Consider the following 18,148-nt stretch of genomic DNA (forward strand, 5'->3'; position numbering starts at 1 on the left):
GCTCTACATGGAAGTCGCTGCTGCCAGGACCGGGCGCAGTACAACCAAGGAAAACAGGAGTCATCTCATGAAAAAGACTTTCGGTACCTTTGCCCTCGCTGCCGTCACCGCTTCCGTACTGAGCCTGCCGCTGGCCGGCGGTGCCTTTGCTGCCACCAGCCAGAACATGACACTGGCCGCCAACAACACCGTGGACAAGACCGAAGAAGCCGCCTCCGACACCTGGATCACCAGCAAGGTCAAGGCGTCCTTCCTGGCTGACGAACACATCAAGGGTACCGCCATCAAGGTCGAGACCAACAAGGGCGTCGTTTCCCTGTCCGGCACCGTGGCGACCGAAGCCCAGCGCGACCTGGCGATCAAAGAAGCCAAGGCCATCAAGGGCGTCAAGGCCGTATCGGCCGATGCGCTGAAAGCCGCGCAATAACGCCTGACATCCACGGCGGCCCGCCCAGCGGGTTGCCGTTGCCCATCACCCTGGAGAAGCGTCATGACCAGCACGACCGAAACCCTAAACGATCTGATCGAGATCGCCCGTGATGGCAAGAATTTCTACGAGCATGCCCTCACCGAAGTGAAGAATCCCGAACTCAAGGCGCTGTTCACCGAGATCGCCCAGAGCAAGACCGAGATCATCAGCGCCCTGAGCAGCCAGGTCTCGGCCGCCGGTGAGAAGCCCGCCGAACAAGGCACCTTCGCCGGCAGCTTCCGCAAGTACTACACCGACGTCAAAACCTCCTTCGCCAGCAAGGAGAAGGAAGAGGTCACCTACGTTAGCGAACTGGAAGAGCAGGAAGATCGCCTGCTGCACGCCCTGGAACGCGCCGTGAACGAACATGCCACGCCGGATGCCCTGGCCAACCTGCGCAGCCAGCTGGAAAAGGCCCGTGCGACCCATGATCGCATGCGTGACCTGAAGCACCGTATGCAAGCTGCCCACTGAGCCTGACCGGTAAGGAAAAGCCCCGCACAATGCGGGGTTTTTCATGAATCACTACCTGGGCCTCTATCGCTCCTGCCTAATCGCGGCCATGGGCCGCTCCTACGGTGGACCTGATCCGTAGGAGCGGCCCATGGCCGCGATAGCAGGACCGAAGTCAGACCCAACTTCATCCGTTTCCCGTCGTTCCGGCCTTGCTCGTACCGCGATTGAGGCGGGCCTCGATCAGGCTGTCGACCACGGAAGGGTCGGCCAGGGTCGAGGTATCCCCCAGGCTGTCCAGCTCGTCGCAGGCGATCTTGCGCAGGATGCGTCTCATGATCTTGCCCGAGCGCGTCTTGGGCAGCGCAGGGGCCCACTGCAGGAATTCCGGCTTGGCGAAGCTGCCAATCTCGTCGGCCACCTGCTGGCGCAGCCGGGCCTTGAGTTCGTCGCTCGGGGTCACGCCGCCCTTGGTGGTGACGAAGGCATAGACCGCCTGGCCCTTGACCTCATGGGGGCAGCCGACCACCGCCGCCTCGGCGACGTCGGGATGCTCGGTGAGCACGCTTTCCACCTCGGCGGTGCCGATGCGGTGGCCGGAGACGTTGAGCACGTCGTCCACCCGCCCGGTGATCCAGTAGTAGCCGTCTTCGTCACGGCGGGCGCCGTCGCCGGTGAAGTAGTAGCCGGGATAGGCACTGAAATAGGTATCGATCAAGCGCTGGTGATCGCCATAGACGGTACGGATCTGGCTCGGCCAGCTGGCCTTGATCGCCAGCACGCCGCTGCCGGGGCCGTCGATCTCCTTGCCTTGCTCGTCAAGCAGCACCGGCTGCACACCGAAGAAGGGCAGGGTGGCCGAGCCCGGCTTCAACGCCAGGGCGCCCGGCGGTGGGGCGATGAGGATGCTGCCGGTCTCGGTCTGCCACCAGGTGTCGACGATGGGGCAGCGCCCTTCGCCCACCACCCGGTGATACCACTCCCAGGCCTCGGGATTGATCGGCTCGCCCACGCTGCCCAGCAGCTGCAGGCTCTGGCGCGAGGTGCGCTGCACCGGGGCGTCGCCTTCGCGCATCAGGGCGCGCAGGGCCGTGGGCGCGGTGTAGAAGATGTTGACCTGGTGCTTATCCACCACCTGCCACAGGCGACTGGCATCGGGATAGCTCGGTACGCCCTCGAACATCAGGGTGGTGGCGCCATTGGCCAGGGGGCCATAGACGATGTAGCTGTGGCCGGTGACCCAGCCGACGTCGGCGGTACACCAGAAGACCTGCCCCTCGTGGTAGTCGAACAGGTACTTGAAGCTCAGGGTGGTGCCCAGCAAATAGCCGCCGGTGGTGTGCAGCACACCCTTGGGTTTGCCGGTGGAGCCCGAGGTGTAGAGGATGAACAGCGGATCCTCGGCGTCCATGGGCTCAGCTGGACAGTCGGGCGAAGCCGCGGCCACCGCCTGGGCATAGGGCAGGTCGCGCCCTTCCTGACGGGCCACGGCGGCACCGGTCCGTTCGACCAACACTACGGTGTGGACGTCCGGGCATTTGGCCAGGGCCTTGTCGACATTGGCCTTGAGCGGGACGCGCTTGCCGCCGCGCACGCCCTCGTCGGCGGTGATCACCACCCGGCAGTCGGAATCAAGGATGCGGTCGCGCAGCGCCTCGGGCGAGAAGCCGCCGAACACCACCGAATGCACCGCACCGATTCGCGCGCAGGCCAGCATGGCGTAGGCCGCCTCGGGGATCATCGGCAGGTACAGGCAGACGCGATCACCCTTCTTCACGCCGCGGTCCTTGAGCACATTGGCCAGGCGGCCGACGTGCTCGTGCAGCTGGCGATAGCTGATGGCCTGGCTATCGGCGGGGTCGTCGCCTTCCCAGAGGATGGCGGTCTGGTCGCCACGTGCGCCCAGGTGGCGGTCGATGCAGTTGTAGGCGACGTTGAGCTGGCCACCGCTGAACCAGCGGGTCTGGCCCTTGCGCATATCGCCGCTATGGACCTCGTCCCAGGTGCGGAACCAGTCGAGCAGGGCGCTGGCCTGTTCGCTCCAGAAGCGCTCCGGCTGTTCCACCGAGCGCTGGTAGAGCTCGCGATAACGGGCTTCGTCGAGGTGGGTGCGGGCACTCAGGCTCTCGGGCACGGGATAGCGTTGGCTCATGGCCGGCTCCTTCTTGGTGTTGTTGTGCTCACCAGTTTAGGCCGCGGATGGCCTGCCGGGGTTCAGCGAGGCGATGAAACGAAAAAAGCGCCGCAGAGCGGCGCTTTTCTTCGAGCGGGAACGGCGATCAGCCGCGGTGGCGACCGCGGAAGTAATCGATCAGGCCCTGGGTCGAGCCATCGTCGGCCTTGCCTTCGCCGCGGCCGATGATGTGCTGGTAGACGTCCTTGCCCAGCTCCTTGCCCAGCTCGACGCCCCACTGGTCGAAGCAGTTGATGCCCCAGATGACGCTCTGCACGAACACCTTGTGCTCGTACAGGGCCACCAGTGCACCCAGGCGCCGCGGCGAGATGCGCTCCAGTACCAGGGTGTTGCTCGGGCGGTTGCCCGGGATCACCTTGTGCGGCGCCAGCTTGGCGATCTCGGCTTCGCCCAGGCCTTTCTCGCGCAGTTCGGCCTCGGCTTCCTCGCGGGTCTTGCCCAGCATCAGCGCCTGGCTCTGCGACAGGCAGTTAGCATAGAGCCACTGCTGGTGATCGGCCACCGGGTTATGGCTCACCACCGGCACGATGAAGTCGCCGGGAATCAGCTGGGTGCCCTGGTGCAGCAACTGGTGGTAGGCATGCTGGCCGTTGCAGCCGACCCCGCCCCAGATCACCGGACCGGTCTCCAGACTCACCGGCGAGCCGTCCTGGCGCACGCTCTTGCCGTTGGACTCCATGTCCAGCTGCTGCAGGTGCTTCACGAAGTTACGCAGGTGGTGGTCGTAGGGCAGGATGGCATGGCTGGTGGCGCCCCAGAAATTGCCGTACCAGACCCCGAGCAGGCCCAGCAGCACCGGCATGTTCTCTTCGAAGGGCGCACTGGTGAAGTGCTGATCCATGGCGTAGGCGCCGGCCAGCAGGTCCTTGAAGTTGGACATGCCGATGGCCAGGGCGATGGGCAGGCCGATGGCCGACCACAGCGAATAGCGACCGCCGACCCAGTCCCACATGGGGAAGATGTTCTCTTCGGCGATGCCGAATTCCACCGCTACCTTGACGTTGCTGGAGACGGCGATGAAGTGCTTGTGCAGTTCCGGCTCCGGGCAGCCCTGGGCCAGGCACCAGGCGCGAGCGGCCTGGGCGTTCTTCAGGGTCTCCAGGGTGCCGAAGGACTTGGAGGAGACGATGAACAGGGTGGTGTCGGCGGACAGCTTGGAGGTCACCTCGCGGAATTCGCTGCCGTCGATGTTGGCCAGGTAGTGGCAGCGCACCCCACGCTGGGTGAAGGGCACCAGGGCCTCGGAGACCAGTTGCGGGCCGAGGAAGGAGCCGCCGATGCCGATGTTGACCACGTCGGTGATGGGCTTCTCGGTGTAGCCGCGCCAGAGCCCGTTGTGGATGCGGCTGACCAGTTCGGTCATCTGGTTCAGGACCCGGTGCACCTCGGGCATGATGTCCTGGCCATCGATCTGCACGCTGTCGCCCACCGGGCGGCGCAGGGCGGTATGCAGGGCCGGGCGATGCTCGGACGAATTGACATAGGCGCCGTCGAACAGGGTGCGGATGGCCCCTTCGAGACCCGCTTCGCGGGCCAGGTTCACCAGCAGCTCACGGGTCTGCTCGGTGATGAGGTTCTTGGAGTAGTCGAGGAACAGACCGCTGCTGCTCAGGGAAAAGTGCTTGAAGCGCTGCGGATCGGCCGCGAAGGCATCGCGCATGCGGAAATTCTGCATGGACTTGCGGTGGTCCTGCAGGGCTTTCCAGGAGGCGAGCTGGGTCACGTCGAGAGGCTGTTGGAAGTACTCCATGGGTCGGCTTTTCCTTGGTGGCTCTTGTTTGCTGTTGTGCCCCACAAGCCAGCGGCTTGCAAGGGAAAATCGGGCGCGGCACGGCGATGCGATTCGAGCATGAAAAAGCCCGGTATGTTCCGGGCTTCCTGGGAGCGAGCGGGCTGGGGTGCGCCAACCTTCGGTTGCGTCACACTCCGGCCCTGCGGCGGAAGCTCAGGTTGTCGATCAGCCGGGTCTGGCCAAGATAGGCCGCCACCAGCAGCACCAGGTCGCGATCCTCGGCGCTGACCGGCTGCAGGCTCGACTGCCGGCGCAACTCCAGGTAGTCCACGGTAAGCCCCTGAGCTTGCAATTCGGCGACACCGGCGGCCAGGGTCGGCTCGACCGCCGCTCCGGCGGAGAGTTGATCGGCCAGGCGCCGGAGCAGGCTGTAGAGGCAGGGCGCGCTGGCCCTCTGGCTCTCGTCGAGATAGCCGTTGCGCGACGACAGCGCCAGGCCATCGGTGGCACGGACCGTGGGCTGGGCGACGATGTCGATGGGCAGGTCCAGGTCCTGGACCAGCTTGCGGATCACCGCCAGCTGTTGGTAGTCCTTCTCACCGAACACCGCCACGTCCGGCTGCGCCATCTGGAACAGCTTGGTGACCACCGTCGCCACCCCTTCGAAATGCCCCGGACGGCGGGCGCCGCACAGGCCTTCGGAGACGCCGGGGACGGTCACCCGGGTCAGGCCGTCCATCCCGTGCGGATACATCTCGCTCACGGCGGGCGCGAACAGCAGGTCGCAATGGGCGTCGTGCAACTGCCGGCTGTCCTCGGCGAGGGTCCGCGGGTACTTGTCCAGATCCTCGCTCGGGCCGAATTGCAGTGGGTTGACGAAGATGCTGGTCACCACGAAATCGGCGTGGCGCCGGGCGGTCTCCACCAGGGCGATGTGTCCGGCGTGCAGGTTGCCCATGGTGGGGACCAGGCCGATGCGCAGGCCCTGGCGGCGCGCGGCGGCGACCGCGGCGCGCAGTTCGCGGACGCTATGGACCGTCTTCATGCGGAAAATCCGTGTTCGGGAGCGGGAAAGCTGCCGTCCTTGACGGCGGCGACGTAGGCCGCCAGGGCAGCCTGGATGCTGTCCTGACCGGCCATGAAGTTACGGACGAACTTGGGCGTGCGGCCGCGTAGCGCCAGGCCCAGCATGTCGTGCAGCACCAGTACCTGGCCGTCGGTGGCGGCCCCGGCACCGATGCCGATCACCGGCACCTGGGCGCCCCGGGTGATTTCTTCGGCCAGGGACGAGGGGACGCATTCGAGCAGCAGCATGGCGGCGCCTGCCTCTTCCAGCTCCTTGGCCGCGTCACGCAGTTGCTGGGCGCGGATCGGATCGCGCCCCTGCACCTTGAAGCCGCCGAAGACATTGACCGACTGGGGCGTGAGGCCCAGGTGGGCGCAGACCGGCACGCCATTGGCCGCCAGGCGGCGAATCGGCTCGGCCAGCCAGCCATCGCCTTCCAGCTTGACCATCTGGGCGCCGGCCTGCATCAGGCGGCCGGCGCTGGTCAGGGTCTGCTCCAGGGTGGCATAGGTCATGAACGACAGATCGGCGACGATGAAGGCACCGGCATGGCCGCGCTTGACGCAGGCGGTGTGGTAGACCATGTCGTCGAGGGTTACCGGCAGGGTGCTGTCGTGGCCCTGCAGCACCATGCCGAGGGAGTCGCCGACGAGCAGCATCTCGACACCGGCCTGGCTGGCGGCCTGGGCGAAGGTGGCATCGTAGGCGGTGAGCATGGCGATCTTCTCGCCGCGCTGCTTGAGTCCCTGGAGGGTCGTGAGGCTGATATCAGGCATGCAAAGGGTCCTCGTGGGACGGCGCTATGGTTATTGTCTGGCGCCGCGGGCGCGGGGTGGCCGCGCGAAAACGGCTGCTATAGTCCCGGCGCGCTCGGTACAAGTCAATGATCGTTGTTACCGCCGTGTTACTGGGTGGGTAACGACGGTACCAGTCGCTCGAGGCCTGCGAAAGGACAGACGGCTAGCAGGTCGGGCAGGTCGCGGCCATCGGGCAGGCGCAGTGCCGGGGCGAGATCCGCCAGGGGGTAGAGCACGAAGGCCCGGGCGTGGAGGTGGTAGTGCGGCACCTGCAGACGCGGCTCATCGATCAGCCGCTCGCCGAACAGCAGGATGTCGATGTCCAGGGTGCGCGGACCCCAGCGTTCGTCCTTGCGCACGCGGCCTTGCTGCTGCTCGATGGCCTGGGTGGCGTCGAGCAGATCCAGAGGGGCGAGTTCGGTATCCAGGGCGGCCACGGCGTTGACGTAGCGCGGCTGGTCGGGCGGCCCCAGGGGATCGCTGGCGTAGAAGGCCGATACCGCGACCAGGTGGCTGGCAGGCAGGGCGGCCAGGGCCTCCAGGGCCGCATCCAGCTGGCGCCGGGGTTCGGCCAGGTTGCTGCCGAGGCCGAGGTAGACCCGCTCCATCATTCTTCGCCGGCGGAAGGGGCGTCGACGCTGCGCCGCTTGCGACTGCTGCCGCCGCGGCGGCGGCGCTTGGCCGGTGCGCCTTCCTCACGGCTGAGGTTCTTGATCATTTCGCGTCGCTGGCTGTCGCCGACTTCCTGGTAACGGGTCCACCATTCGCCCAGGCCACCGGTTTCCTCGCCGGCGCTCTCGCGCAGCAGCAGGAAGTCGTAGCCGGCGCGGAAGCGCGGATTCTCCAGCAACAGGTCGGCCCGCTTGCCCTGGCGCCGCGGCAGGCGCTCCTGCATGTCCCAGATCTCGCGCATGGGCAGGGTGAAGCGCTTGGGCACGGCGGTGCGCTGGCACTGCTGCAAGGTCAGGTCGTGGGCGGCTTCCTGCATGGCCGGAATCGGCGGCAGGCCGCGGTCCTGGTGATGACGGACGCGCTCGGGCAGCGCCGGCCAGAGCAGGGCGGCGAAGAGGAAGGCCGGGGTGACCGGCTTGCCTTCGCGGATGCGGGCGTCGGTATTGGCCAGGGCCTGACGGATCAGGCTACCGGCATACTCGGGATCGCGCTCCAGGGCTTCGCCGCTGGCGGGGAACAGCGGGGCGAAGAGGCCGTACTGGCAGAGCAGCTCGAAGGTCCGTTCGGCCTTGCCGCCGAGCAGCAGCTTGATCACCTCGTCGAACAGCCGCGGGGCCGGAATGTCGCGCAGCAACGGGGCCAGGCGAGCGATGGGCTCGGCAGTGGCCGTCTCGATCTCGAAGTCCAGCTTGGCGGCGAAGCGCACGGCACGCAGCATCCGCACCGGATCTTCCTGGTAGCGCTGCTCGGGATCGCCGATCAGACGGATCTGCCGCAGGCGAATGTCCTGGGTGCCGTTGGCGTAGTCGAGGATGCGTTCGCCGCTGGCATCGTAGTAGAGCGCGTTGATGGTGAAGTCGCGGCGCTGGGCATCCTGTTCCTGGTTGCCGTAGATGTTGTCGCGCAGGATCCGGCCACTCTCGTGGCGCGAGCCCTGGGTCTCGTCCTCGGCATCGCCAGTGGGATGGTTGGCGCGGAAGGTGGCGACCTCGATGATCTCGCGGCCGAAGTGCACATGGACCAGCTTGAAGCGGCGGCCGATGACCCGGGCGTTGCGGAATTCCGCGCGGACCTGTTCGGGGGTGGCGCTGGTGGCCACGTCGAAGTCCTTGGGCGTGAAGCCCAGCAGCAGGTCCCGTACGCAACCGCCCACCAGATAGGCCTGGTAGCCGGCCTTTTCCAGCCGGTCGACGACGCTCAGGGCGTGACGGCTGATGCGCTCGCGTTCCAGGGCATGCTGACTGCGGGGCAGTTCGATGGGCAAGGCAGGCGCGGGCGGAGTGCGTCGCAGAGGCGAGCGCAGGGTCTGGATCAGCTTTTTCAGCATGCGAGTTTCTGTTCGGAAAGACGGCGATACGCAACCTGGACCATAGCCTGGGCCATTGCGCAATAGATAGGGAGGGAATCTTGAACGAGGGAGGGGAGGCTGTCAAAGGCACTGGGGGAGCCGAAGCTCCCCCCCAAGGTGGTACGTGCTTTGTTTTTATTGTCTATCCAGACCTCTTGTTTTTCTTGTGTGGTCTGTCCCGTGCGGTTACCGGCCGCCGGAAAGGCTCTGAAGTCTAGAGCCAAGAGCAAACGGATTACTTTGGAAGCTGATGCCGTCAGGATCATTCCTGCTCTGCCTGGTACGGGTGCTGCCTCGGGGCAGTTTTGTTGTTCTCTGTCCTGACATCGCGCGGACCATCCCGCAAGACGACTCTTCTCCAAAATGATCAGTTAGCTACGCCTCCGCCTGCTTGTTCTTATTGTGCTGGAGCCGCTACGTCTTGTTTTTATTATGGGGTGGGTAGGTTTTTATTGTTCTTGTGCCAGAACATAAAGCAGATGCCGTGCCAGTTTTTAAAAATATATATATTTCAGTGGCTTATGAAAAATGTAGTCTTTTGCTGGGGAGGCTACAGGCAATTTTTCGTTACCGCTGAACCCGCCGGCTGTTACGGCGGTAACACATTGCAAAGGGTGGTGCGGTTGGGGGAGGGTGTTACCTCAGGAGCGTGGGAAGGTTCCCACGCTCCTGGCAGATATCAGGAGGCGTCGCTGCTGGCACTGGCCTTGCGGCGCGGGATACCCAGGCGCTGCCGGCGCTCCCAGAGGCACTTGCGGCTGACGCCGAGCTTGCGGGCGAGCTCGGTCTCGGTCATGTGGTCCTGGTGCTCGAGGACGAAATGCTGGAAGTAGTCTTCCAGGGAGAGATCCTCGGTAGGCTCGTGGGCACCATTGCCGTTGCCCAGACCGGTAGCGGGCAACTGGTCCAGATAGCTGTCGGCCAGGTCCAGTTCGCCCAGCTCGACATCGATACCCAGTTGGTCGGCATTGATCTCCTGGCCTTCGCTGAGGATGACCGAACGCTCGATGGCGTTCTCCAGTTCGCGGACGTTACCCGGCCAGCTGTAGTGGCGGATGGCGGCCTCGGCCTCGGCGCCGAACTTCAGTCCCGGACGACTCATGCGCGCCGACTGGCGGGCCAGGAACACCCGGGCGATCTCCATGACGTCACCGCCGCGCTCGCGCAGGGCCGGCAGGCGCAGGGAAATGACATTGAGGCGATAGAAGAGGTCTTCACGGAATTGGCCGACCTTGGCCAGGCCCTTGAGGTCGCGGTGGGTGGCGGCGATCAGGCGCACGTCGACCTTCTGCGACTGCACCGAGCCGACCCGGCGGATCTCGCCTTCCTGCAGCACGCGCAGCAGGCGTGCCTGGGCTTCCAGCGGCAGTTCGCCGATCTCGTCGAGGAACAGGGTACCGCCGTCGGCCGCTTCCACCAGGCCGGTGCGGCTGGCGCTGGCGCCGGTGAAGGCGCCCTTCTCGTGGCCGAAGAGTTCGGATTCGATCAGGGTCTCGGGGATGGCCGCGCAGTTGACCGAGATCAGCGGGGCCTTGGCCCGGCGTGACAGGTTGTGCAGCGCCCGCGCCACCAGTTCCTTGCCGGTGCCTGATTCGCCCTGGATGAGCACGGTGGAGTCGGTGGGCGCGACCTTGCGGATCTTGCCGAACAGATCCTGCATCGGCGCGCAGTTGCCGATGATGCCGATCTCGCCGGTGGCGGGAGGCGGGGCAGGGCTTTCCTCGACGGCGCTCGGCGTCCGCTGTTCGCGCTCCACCAGGATGCGCGCCACGGCTTGCAGCATCTCGTCGTGGTCGAAGGGCTTGGCGATGTAATCCACCGCGCCCTGCTTCATGGAGTCGACCGCCGAGCGGAGGCTGGCGTAGCTGGTCATGATCAGGACCGGCTTGCCCTTGGCGAGATCGATCATCTCGGTGCCCGGGGCGCCGGGCAGGCGCAGATCGCTGATGACGAGGTCGAAGCTGGGAACGTCGTAGAGGTCCTGAGCCTCCTGGACGGAGCCGGCCTCGCTGACGCGGAACTGGTTGCGTTCGAGCAGCCGGCGTAGCGCCGAGCGGATGATCTTCTCGTCTTCGACAATCAGGATATGGGCCATCAAGTGCGCTCTCTTACGGGAAGGCAGGCCGACCCACGCCAGGCAGCGTGTCGTGTCGCGGTGGTCTGGACTTCCGAATGCTTTAGCAGAGCCATCCAGCAGGCGGATGGGTCCGTCACGGCGCCTCCGGCAACCCGAGATAACGCGGCAGCAGCACCCGAATGCGGGTGCCCTGACCGGTCACGGGGTCGGTAGGACTATCGATCATTATCTGACCATAATGCTCTTCTACGATGGAATAGACCAGAGCCAAGCCGAGCCCCGTCCCCTTGCCCGGGTCCTTGGTGGTGAAGAAGGGTTCGAACAGCCGGCTGACGATGGCCTTGGGGATGCCGCTGCCCTCGTCCTCCACGCTCAGGGTCACGGTCTGGCCCTGGGCTTCGCTGCGTACCCGGATCGGCGCACCGGCCGGTGAGGCGTCGCGGGCGTTGGACAGCAGGTTGATCATGACCTGTACCAGCCGCTGTGGATCGCCCTGCACGAAGTGGTCGGGATCGCAGAGATTGAAGAAGTCGACGTCCACGCTCTGCCGGTTCAGCGAGAGCAGGGCGATAGCCTCCTGGGCCGCCTCGGCCACGCACACCGGCTCGTGGGCCTGCTGGCGCCCGCCGGCATGGGCGAAGCTCATCAGCGACTGGACGATGCGGGTGATGCGGCGGGTCTGCTCGATGATCTGGCTGCTGATCTCGTCGATCTCCTCGTCCGCCTCGCGCTCCTCGCGCAGGTTCTGCGCCAGGCAGGCGATGCCGGTGACGGGGTTGCCGATCTCGTGGGCCACGCCCGCCGCCAGCCGACCGATGGAGGCCAGGCGCTCGGAGTGGATCAGGCGGTCTTCCAGCAACTGGGTCTCGCTGATGTCCTCCACCACCAGCACCGTGCCGTTGCTGCCCACCGCCAGGGGTTCGTCGATGGTCGCCTTGTGCAGGTTGAGCCAGCGCTGCTCGTGTTCCTGGGGTAGGCGCTGCTTGTAGAGGTGCTGCTGCGCCGGTTCGGCGAGGAAGCGCTCGAACAGGTCCTGCCAGGGATCGGGCAGGGCGTTGAGCCGTGAGCCCACCACCCGGGCGCCGTCGATGCCGGTGAGCTCCTCCATGGCGCGGTTCCACATGAGGATCTCGCGGTCCCGCGCCAGGGAGCAGACGCCCATCGGCAGCTCCTGCAGGGTCTGGCGGTGATAGCGGCGCAGGGCGTCCAGCTCGGCGGCAAGACCGGTCAGGCGTGACTGGTAGTCTTCCAGGCGGTTCTCGATGAAGTGGATGTCCTCGGTGGCATAGGCCTCGCTCTCCGCCTTGAATGGCAGGAAGGTCTCGACGATGTCCTGGGCGACCCGCGGACCCATGAGGCCGGACAGGTTGGCCTCGATGCGGTCGCGCAGCCGGCGCAACGCATAGGGGCGGCGCTCGTCATAGGGCAGCAGCAGGTCGGCCAGGGCGCGTTCGACCTCCTTCTGCGCGGTCTTGGCGCCGAGTGGCTTGGCCAGCTGGGCGGCGAAGTCCTGCGGCGAGCCAGCGGCCAGTTCGCGCCGTTGCGGCCGGCGGACATTGTCCACCGCGCAGGCCTCGGCGGCGCTCTTCTCTTCCTCGCTGGCCTCGGTGAACAGCGAGACCAGGGCGAACACCAGGACGTTGACGGTCAGGGAGGCGACCGCCGCCAGGTGCCAGTTGCTGGCGCTGATGCGATAGCCGAAGGCGCCGATCTGCAGCGGATTGATGTCGGCCACCAGCGGCATGAGCATGCTCAGGAACCACAGGCCCAGGCCGCACAGCAGGCCGGCGATGAAGCCCTTGCGGTTGGCCGTCTGCCAGTAGAGCACCGAGAGCGCGCCGGGCAGGAACTGAACGGTGGCGACGAAGGAGACGATGCCCAGGCTGGAGAGGTCGCCATGGCCCTGGAGCAGGCGATAGAAGCCGTAGCTGCCGAGGATGATGGCGGCGATCAGCATGCGCCGGGTCATGCGCAGCCAGCGATAGATGTTGCCGTCGGTGGGCGGCTGGTAGAGCGGCAGCACGATGTGGTTGAGCAGCATCCCCGACAGCGCCATGGTCACCACGATGATCAGGCCGCTGGCTGCCGACAGGCCGCCGACGAAGGCCACCAGCGCCAGCAGCGGATTGTCCAGCGCCAGGCCCACGCCCAGGGTGAAGTACTCCGGTGGCGTCGGCGAACCCAGGGCCAGGCCACCCCAGAGAATCGGCGGTACCGCCAGGCTGATCAGCAGCAGGAACAGCGGCAGGCCCCAGCTGGCGCTGACCAGCGCCTGGGGGCTGAGGTTCTCGGTGAAGGCCATGTGGTACATGTGCGGGGTGACGATGGCCGCCGCGAAGAACACCAGCAGCAGGATGCGCCAGGGGCCTTCCTGCAGCGGGGTATGGAGGGTGGAGAGGGCGCTCTGGTTCTGCTGTAGCCAGGTCTCCAGGCCATTGGGTCCACCGAACACCGTATAGAGGGTGACGCCGCCGACGATGCCGAGGGCCAGCAGCTTGACCAGGGATTCGAAGGCGATGGCTACCACCAGGCCTTCATGGCGTTCCTTGGAGTTGATCTGGCGCGCGCCGAAGAGCATGGCGAACAGGGTGATCAGCAGGCAGAAGCCCAGCGCCGGGGCGTCCTGGGCGCGGGCCTGCACCAGGATGCCGGTGCTGGTAGCCACTGCCTGGATCTGCAGCGCCAGCAGCGGCAGCACGGCGATCAGCATGCCCAGGCTGGTCAAGGCGCCGGCCCAGGTGCTGCGGAAGCGGAAGGCGAAGAGGTCGGCGAGGGAGGCCAACTGGTAGGCGCGGGTCAGGCGCAAGATAGGGTAGAGCAGTACCGGCGCCAGCAGGAAGGCACCGCACAGGCCCAGGTAGTAGGCGAGGAAGCCGTAGCCGTAGTCGTAGGCCAGGCCCACGGTGCCATAGAAGGCCCAGGCGCTGGCGTAGACCCCCAGCGACAGGGTGTAGATCAGCGGATGGCGCACCAGCCGGCGCGGCACCCAGCCGCGCTCGGTCATCCAGGCGACGCCGAAGAAGATCAGCAGGTAGCCGGCGCTGATCAACACCAGCTGGGACAGACTAAAGCTCGTCGGCATCGCGCTGGCTCTGCAGGATGAAGGTCACCACGATGAGGATGAGCCACAGCAGGTAGGGGCGATACCAGGCGCCGCTGGGGGCGATCCACCAATCCATGATGGCGGGGGAAAACAGGTAGATGCCTACCACGAGGAGCAGGACCAGCCGATAGATGTACATGCGCGCTTCCCGAACGGCGATGGCGCCATGGTAAAGCAAAAGCGCTGTACCCCGGAGCGCGACGGTTCTACGGTGAGGGGACGTTCCCGTCTGGAGACCGCTGATGACCCTGCCCCGGCTCGCGGCCGTATTGGAAACCGCGCTCTATGTAGCCGATCTGGCGCACGCCCGGCGGTTCTACGAAGAGACGTTGGGACTGGTCCCGATGTTCACCGACGGACGCCTGGCCGCCTATGCGGTAGGCGCCAGCGTGCTGCTGCTGTTCCAGCGGGGCAGCACCGAACAGAGGGTCGAGCTACCTGGCGGGCGCATTCCGCCCCATGGCGCCAGTGGCCGCCAGCACCTTGCCTTGGCGATCACGGCCGCCGAACTGGACGCCTGGGTGGCCCACCTGGAGGTTGCCGGGATAGCCATCGAGGAGCGCACCCAGTGGCCGCGTGGCGCGGTCAGCCTGTATTTCCGTGATCCGGATGGGCACCTGCTGGAGCTGGCCACGCCTGGGCTGTGGCCCAATTACTGAGCCGGTAGCTGGGCCTCGGCCAGATGGCGCACCCGTGGGATCCGCGCGGCATCCCAATGGGCGACGCCCCAGGCCAGCACCTGGGCGGGCGTTTCCTGGGCCAGGTTCGTCGCGACGGCCTGGCCGAGGGTACGCAGGGCGCGCACCAACAGGGTCCCGGCCTGCTCGGGAGGCAGCGGAGGGGAGCGATAACGCTTGCCCAGCTTATGGCCGTCGGGCTGGATCAGCAGGGGTACGTGCAGATAGCGCGGCGCCGGATGGCCCAGTAGTTCCTGCAGATAGAGCTGGCGCGGCGTGGAGTCAAGGAGGTCGGCGCCGCGCACCACGTCGGTCATGCCCTGCAGGGCATCGTCCATCACCACCGCCAGTTGATAGGCGATCAGGCCGTCGCGGCGCTGGATGACGAAGTCGCCCACCTCCCGACCCAGGTGCTGGCGGAACTCGCCCTGCACCCGGTCGAGGAAGCGGTACTCCAGTTCCGCTACCCGGATGCGGATGGCAGCATCTTCAGCGGGCAGGCCGCGGTTGCGGCAATAGCCGGGATAGAGGCCGCCACTGCCTTCAAGCTGCTTGCGCGAGCAGTCGCAGGCATAGGCCAGGCCACTGGCCAGCCACTGCCGGATGACCGCGCGATAGGTGTCCAGGCGCTCGCTCTGGCGCAGCACCGGGCCGTCCCATTCGAAGCCATAGGCTTCCAGAGTCTGGAGGATGGCGGCCTGGGCGCCGGGCACCTCGCGGGGTGGGTCCAGGTCTTCCATGCGCACCAGCCAACGGCCACCGGCAGCGCGGGCATCCAGGTACGAAGCGAGGGCAGCCACCAGCGAGCCGAAATGCAGGTAGCCACTGGGGGTGGGGGCGAAACGGCCGACATAGGGGCGCCTGGACATAGCTCATCCTGTGAATGCCGGATAGAACAAAGGGCGCCGTAGCGCCCTTGTCGGTAAGACCAGGCGAATCAGGTCCCGGTCTGCTTCTCGCGGATCTCAGCCAGCGTCTTGCAATCGATGCACAGGCTGGCGGTGGGCCGGGCTTCCAGGCGGCGGATACCGATTTCGACGCCGCAGGAGTCGCACCAGCCGTACTCGTTGTCTTCGATCAGCTGCAGGGTTTCGTCGATCTTCTTGATCAGCTTGCGCTCGCGGTCGCGGGCGCGCAGTTCCAGGCTGAATTCCTCTTCCTGGGTGGCGCGATCGGCCGGATCGGCAAAGTTGGCCGCTTCTTCCTTCATATGGTGCACGGTGCGGTCGACTTCCTCGCGCAGTTCCTGCTTCCACTTGTTCAGGATGGCGGTGAAGTGGGCGCGCATACGCTCACTCATGTATTCCTCGCCCTTGGTGGGCTCATAGGGTTCGTAGCCACGGGCCAGATGATTGTTCTGCTGATTTGCTTCGCTGGGCATGATTGACCCTCTCACTTTCGCTGATCCTGTCCACAGGCTGGATGCGTTTCCAGGCCTCTCCATGATGGAACGCCCAGGGGCTGGGGCTGCCAACGGCGTTCCGCGCATTGCCGACGCCAGGCTGAATATGTTCTCGACTGGCCAGTCGCCCTGCGGATGCAAGCCGGCGAACTTACCAGAAGCTTCCAGGGGGCGCTACTACCGGCCTCCCGCTCCGTGCTGACGCGGCGGGTGCCGGTCTGCGAAGCCTTGGTTAGAATCCCGCCTTCGCCACAAGTTCGGACCTCGTCCATGTCCAATTCCTACAGCGCGCGTAGCCAGGCCATCGAGCCCTTCCACGTGATGGCTCTGCTGGAGCGTGCCAACCAGCTCCAGGCCGCCGGGCACGACGTCATCCACCTGGAGATCGGCGAGCCCGACTTCACCACCGCCGCGCCGGTGGTCGCTGCCGGCCAGGCCGCATTGGCTGCGGGCCAGACCCGCTACACCGCGGCGCGTGGCCTGCCTGAGTTGCGTCATGCCATCGCCTCCTTCTATGGCGAGCGCTACGGTGTCGATCTCGACCCGGAGCGAGTGCTGGTCACCCCGGGCGGCTCCGGTGCCCTGCTGCTGGCCAGTGCCCTGCTGGTCGATCCCGGTCGCCATTGGCTGCTGGCCGACCCGGGCTATCCCTGCAATCGCCACTTCCTGCGGCTGGTGGAGGGTGCTGCCCAATTGATCCCGGTCGGTGCCGATAGCCGCTATCAGCTCACCCCCGAACTGGTCGAGCGCCATTGGCAGCCGGACAGCGTCGGTGCCCTGGTGGCCTCGCCGGCCAATCCCACCGGGACCCTGCTCGATCGCGACGAACTCGCCGCGCTGTCGGCCAGCCTCCAGGCGCGCGGTGGGCATCTGGTGGTGGACGAGATCTACCATGGCCTGACCTATGGTCTGGACGCGCCCAGCGTACTGGAAGTGGACGACGCGGCCTTCGTGCTCAACAGCTTCTCCAAGTACTTCGGCATGACCGGCTGGCGACTCGGCTGGCTGGTGGCGCCGCGCGCCGCCGTGCCGGAGCTGGAAAAGCTGGCGCAGAATCTCTACATCAGCGCCTCCACCGTCGCCCAGCAGGCCGCCCTGGCCTGTTTCACGCCGGAAGCCATGGCCATCTTCGAAGAGCGCCGCGCCGAATTCGCCCGCCGCCGCGACTACCTGCTGCCGGCACTGCGCGGGTTGGGCTTCAGGATCGCCGTCGAGCCCCAGGGCGCCTTCTATCTCTATGCCGACATCTCCGCCTTCGGCGGCGATGCCTATGCCTTCTGCCAATTCCTGCTGGAAACCGAGCACGTGGCCATCACCCCCGGCCTGGATTTCGGGCGCCACCGCGCCGACACCCATGTGCGCTTCGCCTACACCCAGTCGTTGCCGCGGCTGGAAGAGGCCGTCGGCCGCATCGCCCAGGGCCTGCAACGCTGGAGTGTCCGGTGAGATTCGACCCGCCCCTGGAGGAAGGCCGCCTGCTGCGCCGCTACAAACGCTTTCTCGCCGACATCGAGACTGCCACTGGCGAGGTGCTGACCCTGCACTGCCCCAACACCGGCTCCATGCTCAACTGCCAGCCTGCCGGGGCGAGGGTCTGGTTCAGCCGGGCCAGCGGGCCGAAACGCAAGCTGCCGGGCACCTGGGAACTGGTCGAGACGGAGCCTGGCCGACTGGCCTGCATCAATACCGCGCGCGCCAATCGCCTGGTGGAGGAAGCCCTCTTGGGCGGGGGCATCCCCGAGCTGGCGGGCTTCACCAGCCTGCGGCGGGAAGTGGCCTACGGGCTGGAAAACAGTCGCGCCGACTTCCGCCTGGAGTATCCCTCAGGGCCGCTGTACCTGGAGGTGAAGAGCGTCACCCTGGGCTTCGCCGACACCGCCATCGCCGCCTTCCCCGATGCGGTCACCACCCGCGGTGCCCGTCACCTGCGCGAGCTGGCGGCGCTGGCGGCGGCGGGGGAGCGGGCGGTGCTGCTCTATTGCGTGTTGCTCGACGGCATCGAAGCGGTGCGCCCGGCGGCGGAGATCGATGCCGCCTATGCCCTGGCCCTGGCCGAGGCTCGCCGGCAGGGCGTACAGGTGCTGGCCTACGGTGCGCAGCTCTCGCCCGCGGGTCTGCAATTGGTGCGACCGCTGCATCTCGCTGACTGACCAGTCAC

The 18,148-nt window shown here is 66.3% G+C and carries 16 protein-coding genes; 5 read left to right on the top strand and 11 right to left on the bottom strand.

The features are described from left to right. Nucleotides 1-67 precede the first annotated feature (67 nt). Both RND78_RS24810 and RND78_RS24815 read left to right on the top strand, forming a co-directional pair. Nucleotides 68-427 (top strand): BON domain-containing protein, encoded by a 360-nt coding sequence (locus RND78_RS24810; RefSeq protein WP_007159717.1) that lies wholly within the window; start codon nucleotides 68-70, stop codon nucleotides 425-427. Nucleotides 428-490: 63 nt separating this feature from the next. Beyond that, a complete protein-coding gene (locus RND78_RS24815; RefSeq protein ID WP_312732651.1) occupies nucleotides 491-943 on the top strand; it encodes a PA2169 family four-helix-bundle protein in 453 nt (150 codons plus the stop codon). 166 nt (nucleotides 944-1,109) lie between these two features. On the opposite strand, the gene acs is transcribed toward RND78_RS24815, so the two are convergent. The 9 genes from acs to RND78_RS24860 form a co-directional block, all read right to left on the bottom strand. After that, complete coding sequence (gene acs, locus RND78_RS24820; protein WP_312732652.1) at nucleotides 1,110-3,074, bottom strand: acetate--CoA ligase; 1,965 nt, start codon at nucleotides 3,072-3,074, stop codon at nucleotides 1,110-1,112. A gap of 127 nt (nucleotides 3,075-3,201) precedes the next feature. Then, nucleotides 3,202-4,866, bottom strand: a complete 1,665-nt coding sequence (gene pgi / locus RND78_RS24825; protein WP_312732653.1) for a glucose-6-phosphate isomerase — start codon at nucleotides 4,864-4,866, stop codon at nucleotides 3,202-3,204. 169 nt (nucleotides 4,867-5,035) lie between these two features. Further along, on the bottom strand, nucleotides 5,036-5,893 hold the full coding sequence (gene panC / locus RND78_RS24830; RefSeq protein ID WP_312732654.1) for a pantoate--beta-alanine ligase: 858 nt from the start codon (nucleotides 5,891-5,893) through the stop codon (nucleotides 5,036-5,038). Next, nucleotides 5,890-6,690, bottom strand: coding sequence for a 3-methyl-2-oxobutanoate hydroxymethyltransferase (panB, locus tag RND78_RS24835; RefSeq protein WP_312732655.1), 801 nt, complete (start codon nucleotides 6,688-6,690; stop codon nucleotides 5,890-5,892). The genes panC and panB overlap by 4 nt, the downstream gene beginning before the upstream one ends. 128 nt (nucleotides 6,691-6,818) lie before the next feature. Beyond that, complete coding sequence (folK, locus tag RND78_RS24840; RefSeq protein ID WP_312732656.1) at nucleotides 6,819-7,322, bottom strand: 2-amino-4-hydroxy-6-hydroxymethyldihydropteridine diphosphokinase; 504 nt, start codon at nucleotides 7,320-7,322, stop codon at nucleotides 6,819-6,821. Further along, nucleotides 7,319-8,710: a polynucleotide adenylyltransferase PcnB gene (locus tag RND78_RS24845; protein ID WP_312732657.1), complete on the bottom strand. Its 1,392-nt coding sequence runs from the start codon at nucleotides 8,708-8,710 to the stop codon at nucleotides 7,319-7,321. The genes folK and RND78_RS24845 overlap by 4 nt, the downstream gene beginning before the upstream one ends. A 700-nt stretch (nucleotides 8,711-9,410) precedes the next feature. Next, nucleotides 9,411-10,826 (bottom strand): sigma-54-dependent transcriptional regulator, encoded by a 1,416-nt coding sequence (locus RND78_RS24850; protein WP_059231998.1) that lies wholly within the window; start codon nucleotides 10,824-10,826, stop codon nucleotides 9,411-9,413. A gap of 115 nt (nucleotides 10,827-10,941) precedes the next feature. Further along, nucleotides 10,942-13,890, bottom strand: coding sequence for a sodium:solute symporter family transporter (locus tag RND78_RS24855; protein ID WP_312732658.1), 2,949 nt, complete (start codon nucleotides 13,888-13,890; stop codon nucleotides 10,942-10,944). Continuing rightward, the gene (locus tag RND78_RS24860) at nucleotides 13,874-14,050 is read right to left on the bottom strand and encodes a hypothetical protein (RefSeq protein ID WP_007159707.1); all 177 of its coding nucleotides are present in this window, start codon (nucleotides 14,048-14,050) and stop codon (nucleotides 13,874-13,876) included. Before RND78_RS24860 ends, RND78_RS24855 begins: the two co-directional genes overlap by 17 nt. Nucleotides 14,051-14,153: 103 nt before the next feature. On the opposite strand from RND78_RS24860, the gene RND78_RS24865 reads away from it, so the two are divergent. Continuing rightward, nucleotides 14,154-14,570, top strand: coding sequence for a VOC family protein (locus RND78_RS24865; protein ID WP_312732659.1), 417 nt, complete (start codon nucleotides 14,154-14,156; stop codon nucleotides 14,568-14,570). Here the strand turns inward: RND78_RS24865 and gluQRS are convergent. Both gluQRS and dksA read right to left on the bottom strand, forming a co-directional pair. Next, nucleotides 14,564-15,457, bottom strand: a complete 894-nt coding sequence (gene gluQRS, locus RND78_RS24870; RefSeq protein ID WP_312732660.1) for a tRNA glutamyl-Q(34) synthetase GluQRS — start codon at nucleotides 15,455-15,457, stop codon at nucleotides 14,564-14,566. The two genes, RND78_RS24865 and gluQRS, sit on opposite strands and share 7 nt — an antisense overlap. Before the next feature lie 68 nt (nucleotides 15,458-15,525). Further along, complete coding sequence (dksA, locus tag RND78_RS24875; RefSeq protein WP_058763290.1) at nucleotides 15,526-15,969, bottom strand: RNA polymerase-binding protein DksA; 444 nt, start codon at nucleotides 15,967-15,969, stop codon at nucleotides 15,526-15,528. Nucleotides 15,970-16,260: 291 nt separating this feature from the next. Between dksA and RND78_RS24880 the strand changes: the two genes are divergently transcribed. Further along, on the top strand, nucleotides 16,261-17,436 hold the full coding sequence (locus RND78_RS24880; RefSeq protein WP_312732661.1) for a pyridoxal phosphate-dependent aminotransferase: 1,176 nt from the start codon (nucleotides 16,261-16,263) through the stop codon (nucleotides 17,434-17,436). Then, on the top strand, nucleotides 17,433-18,140 hold the full coding sequence (gene sfsA, locus RND78_RS24885) for a DNA/RNA nuclease SfsA (RefSeq protein ID WP_312732662.1): 708 nt from the start codon (nucleotides 17,433-17,435) through the stop codon (nucleotides 18,138-18,140). The genes RND78_RS24880 and sfsA overlap by 4 nt, the downstream gene beginning before the upstream one ends. The last annotated feature ends 8 nt before the right edge of the window (nucleotides 18,141-18,148 follow it).

This window comes from Pseudomonas oryzihabitans (assembly GCF_032027545.1).
Lineage (GTDB): Bacteria > Pseudomonadota > Gammaproteobacteria > Pseudomonadales > Pseudomonadaceae > Chryseomonas > Chryseomonas oryzihabitans_F.

Bases quoted from the DNA above. Each gene is read 5' to 3' on its own strand.
- RND78_RS24845 (WP_312732657.1), bottom strand. From the start codon at position 8,710: ATGCTGAAAAAGCTGATCCAGACCCTGCGCTCGCCTCTGCGACGCACT.
- folK (WP_312732656.1), bottom strand. From the start codon at position 7,322: ATGATGGAGCGGGTCTACCTCGGCCTCGGCAGCAACCTGGCCGAACCC.
- dksA (WP_058763290.1), bottom strand. From the start codon at position 15,969: ATGCCCAGCGAAGCAAATCAGCAGAACAATCATCTGGCCCGTGGCTAC.
- RND78_RS24865 (WP_312732659.1), top strand. From the start codon at position 14,154: ATGACCCTGCCCCGGCTCGCGGCCGTATTGGAAACCGCGCTCTATGTA.
- panB (WP_312732655.1), bottom strand. From the start codon at position 6,690: ATGCCTGATATCAGCCTCACGACCCTCCAGGGACTCAAGCAGCGCGGC.
- RND78_RS24880 (WP_312732661.1), top strand. From the start codon at position 16,261: ATGTCCAATTCCTACAGCGCGCGTAGCCAGGCCATCGAGCCCTTCCAC.
- RND78_RS24810 (WP_007159717.1), top strand. From the start codon at position 68: ATGAAAAAGACTTTCGGTACCTTTGCCCTCGCTGCCGTCACCGCTTCC.
- acs (WP_312732652.1), bottom strand. From the start codon at position 3,074: ATGAGCCAACGCTATCCCGTGCCCGAGAGCCTGAGTGCCCGCACCCAC.
- panC (WP_312732654.1), bottom strand. From the start codon at position 5,893: ATGAAGACGGTCCATAGCGTCCGCGAACTGCGCGCCGCGGTCGCCGCC.
- RND78_RS24855 (WP_312732658.1), bottom strand. From the start codon at position 13,890: ATGCCGACGAGCTTTAGTCTGTCCCAGCTGGTGTTGATCAGCGCCGGC.
- gluQRS (WP_312732660.1), bottom strand. From the start codon at position 15,457: ATGTCCAGGCGCCCCTATGTCGGCCGTTTCGCCCCCACCCCCAGTGGC.
- pgi (WP_312732653.1), bottom strand. From the start codon at position 4,866: ATGGAGTACTTCCAACAGCCTCTCGACGTGACCCAGCTCGCCTCCTGG.
- RND78_RS24860 (WP_007159707.1), bottom strand. From the start codon at position 14,050: ATGTACATCTATCGGCTGGTCCTGCTCCTCGTGGTAGGCATCTACCTG.
- RND78_RS24815 (WP_312732651.1), top strand. From the start codon at position 491: ATGACCAGCACGACCGAAACCCTAAACGATCTGATCGAGATCGCCCGT.
- RND78_RS24850 (WP_059231998.1), bottom strand. From the start codon at position 10,826: ATGGCCCATATCCTGATTGTCGAAGACGAGAAGATCATCCGCTCGGCG.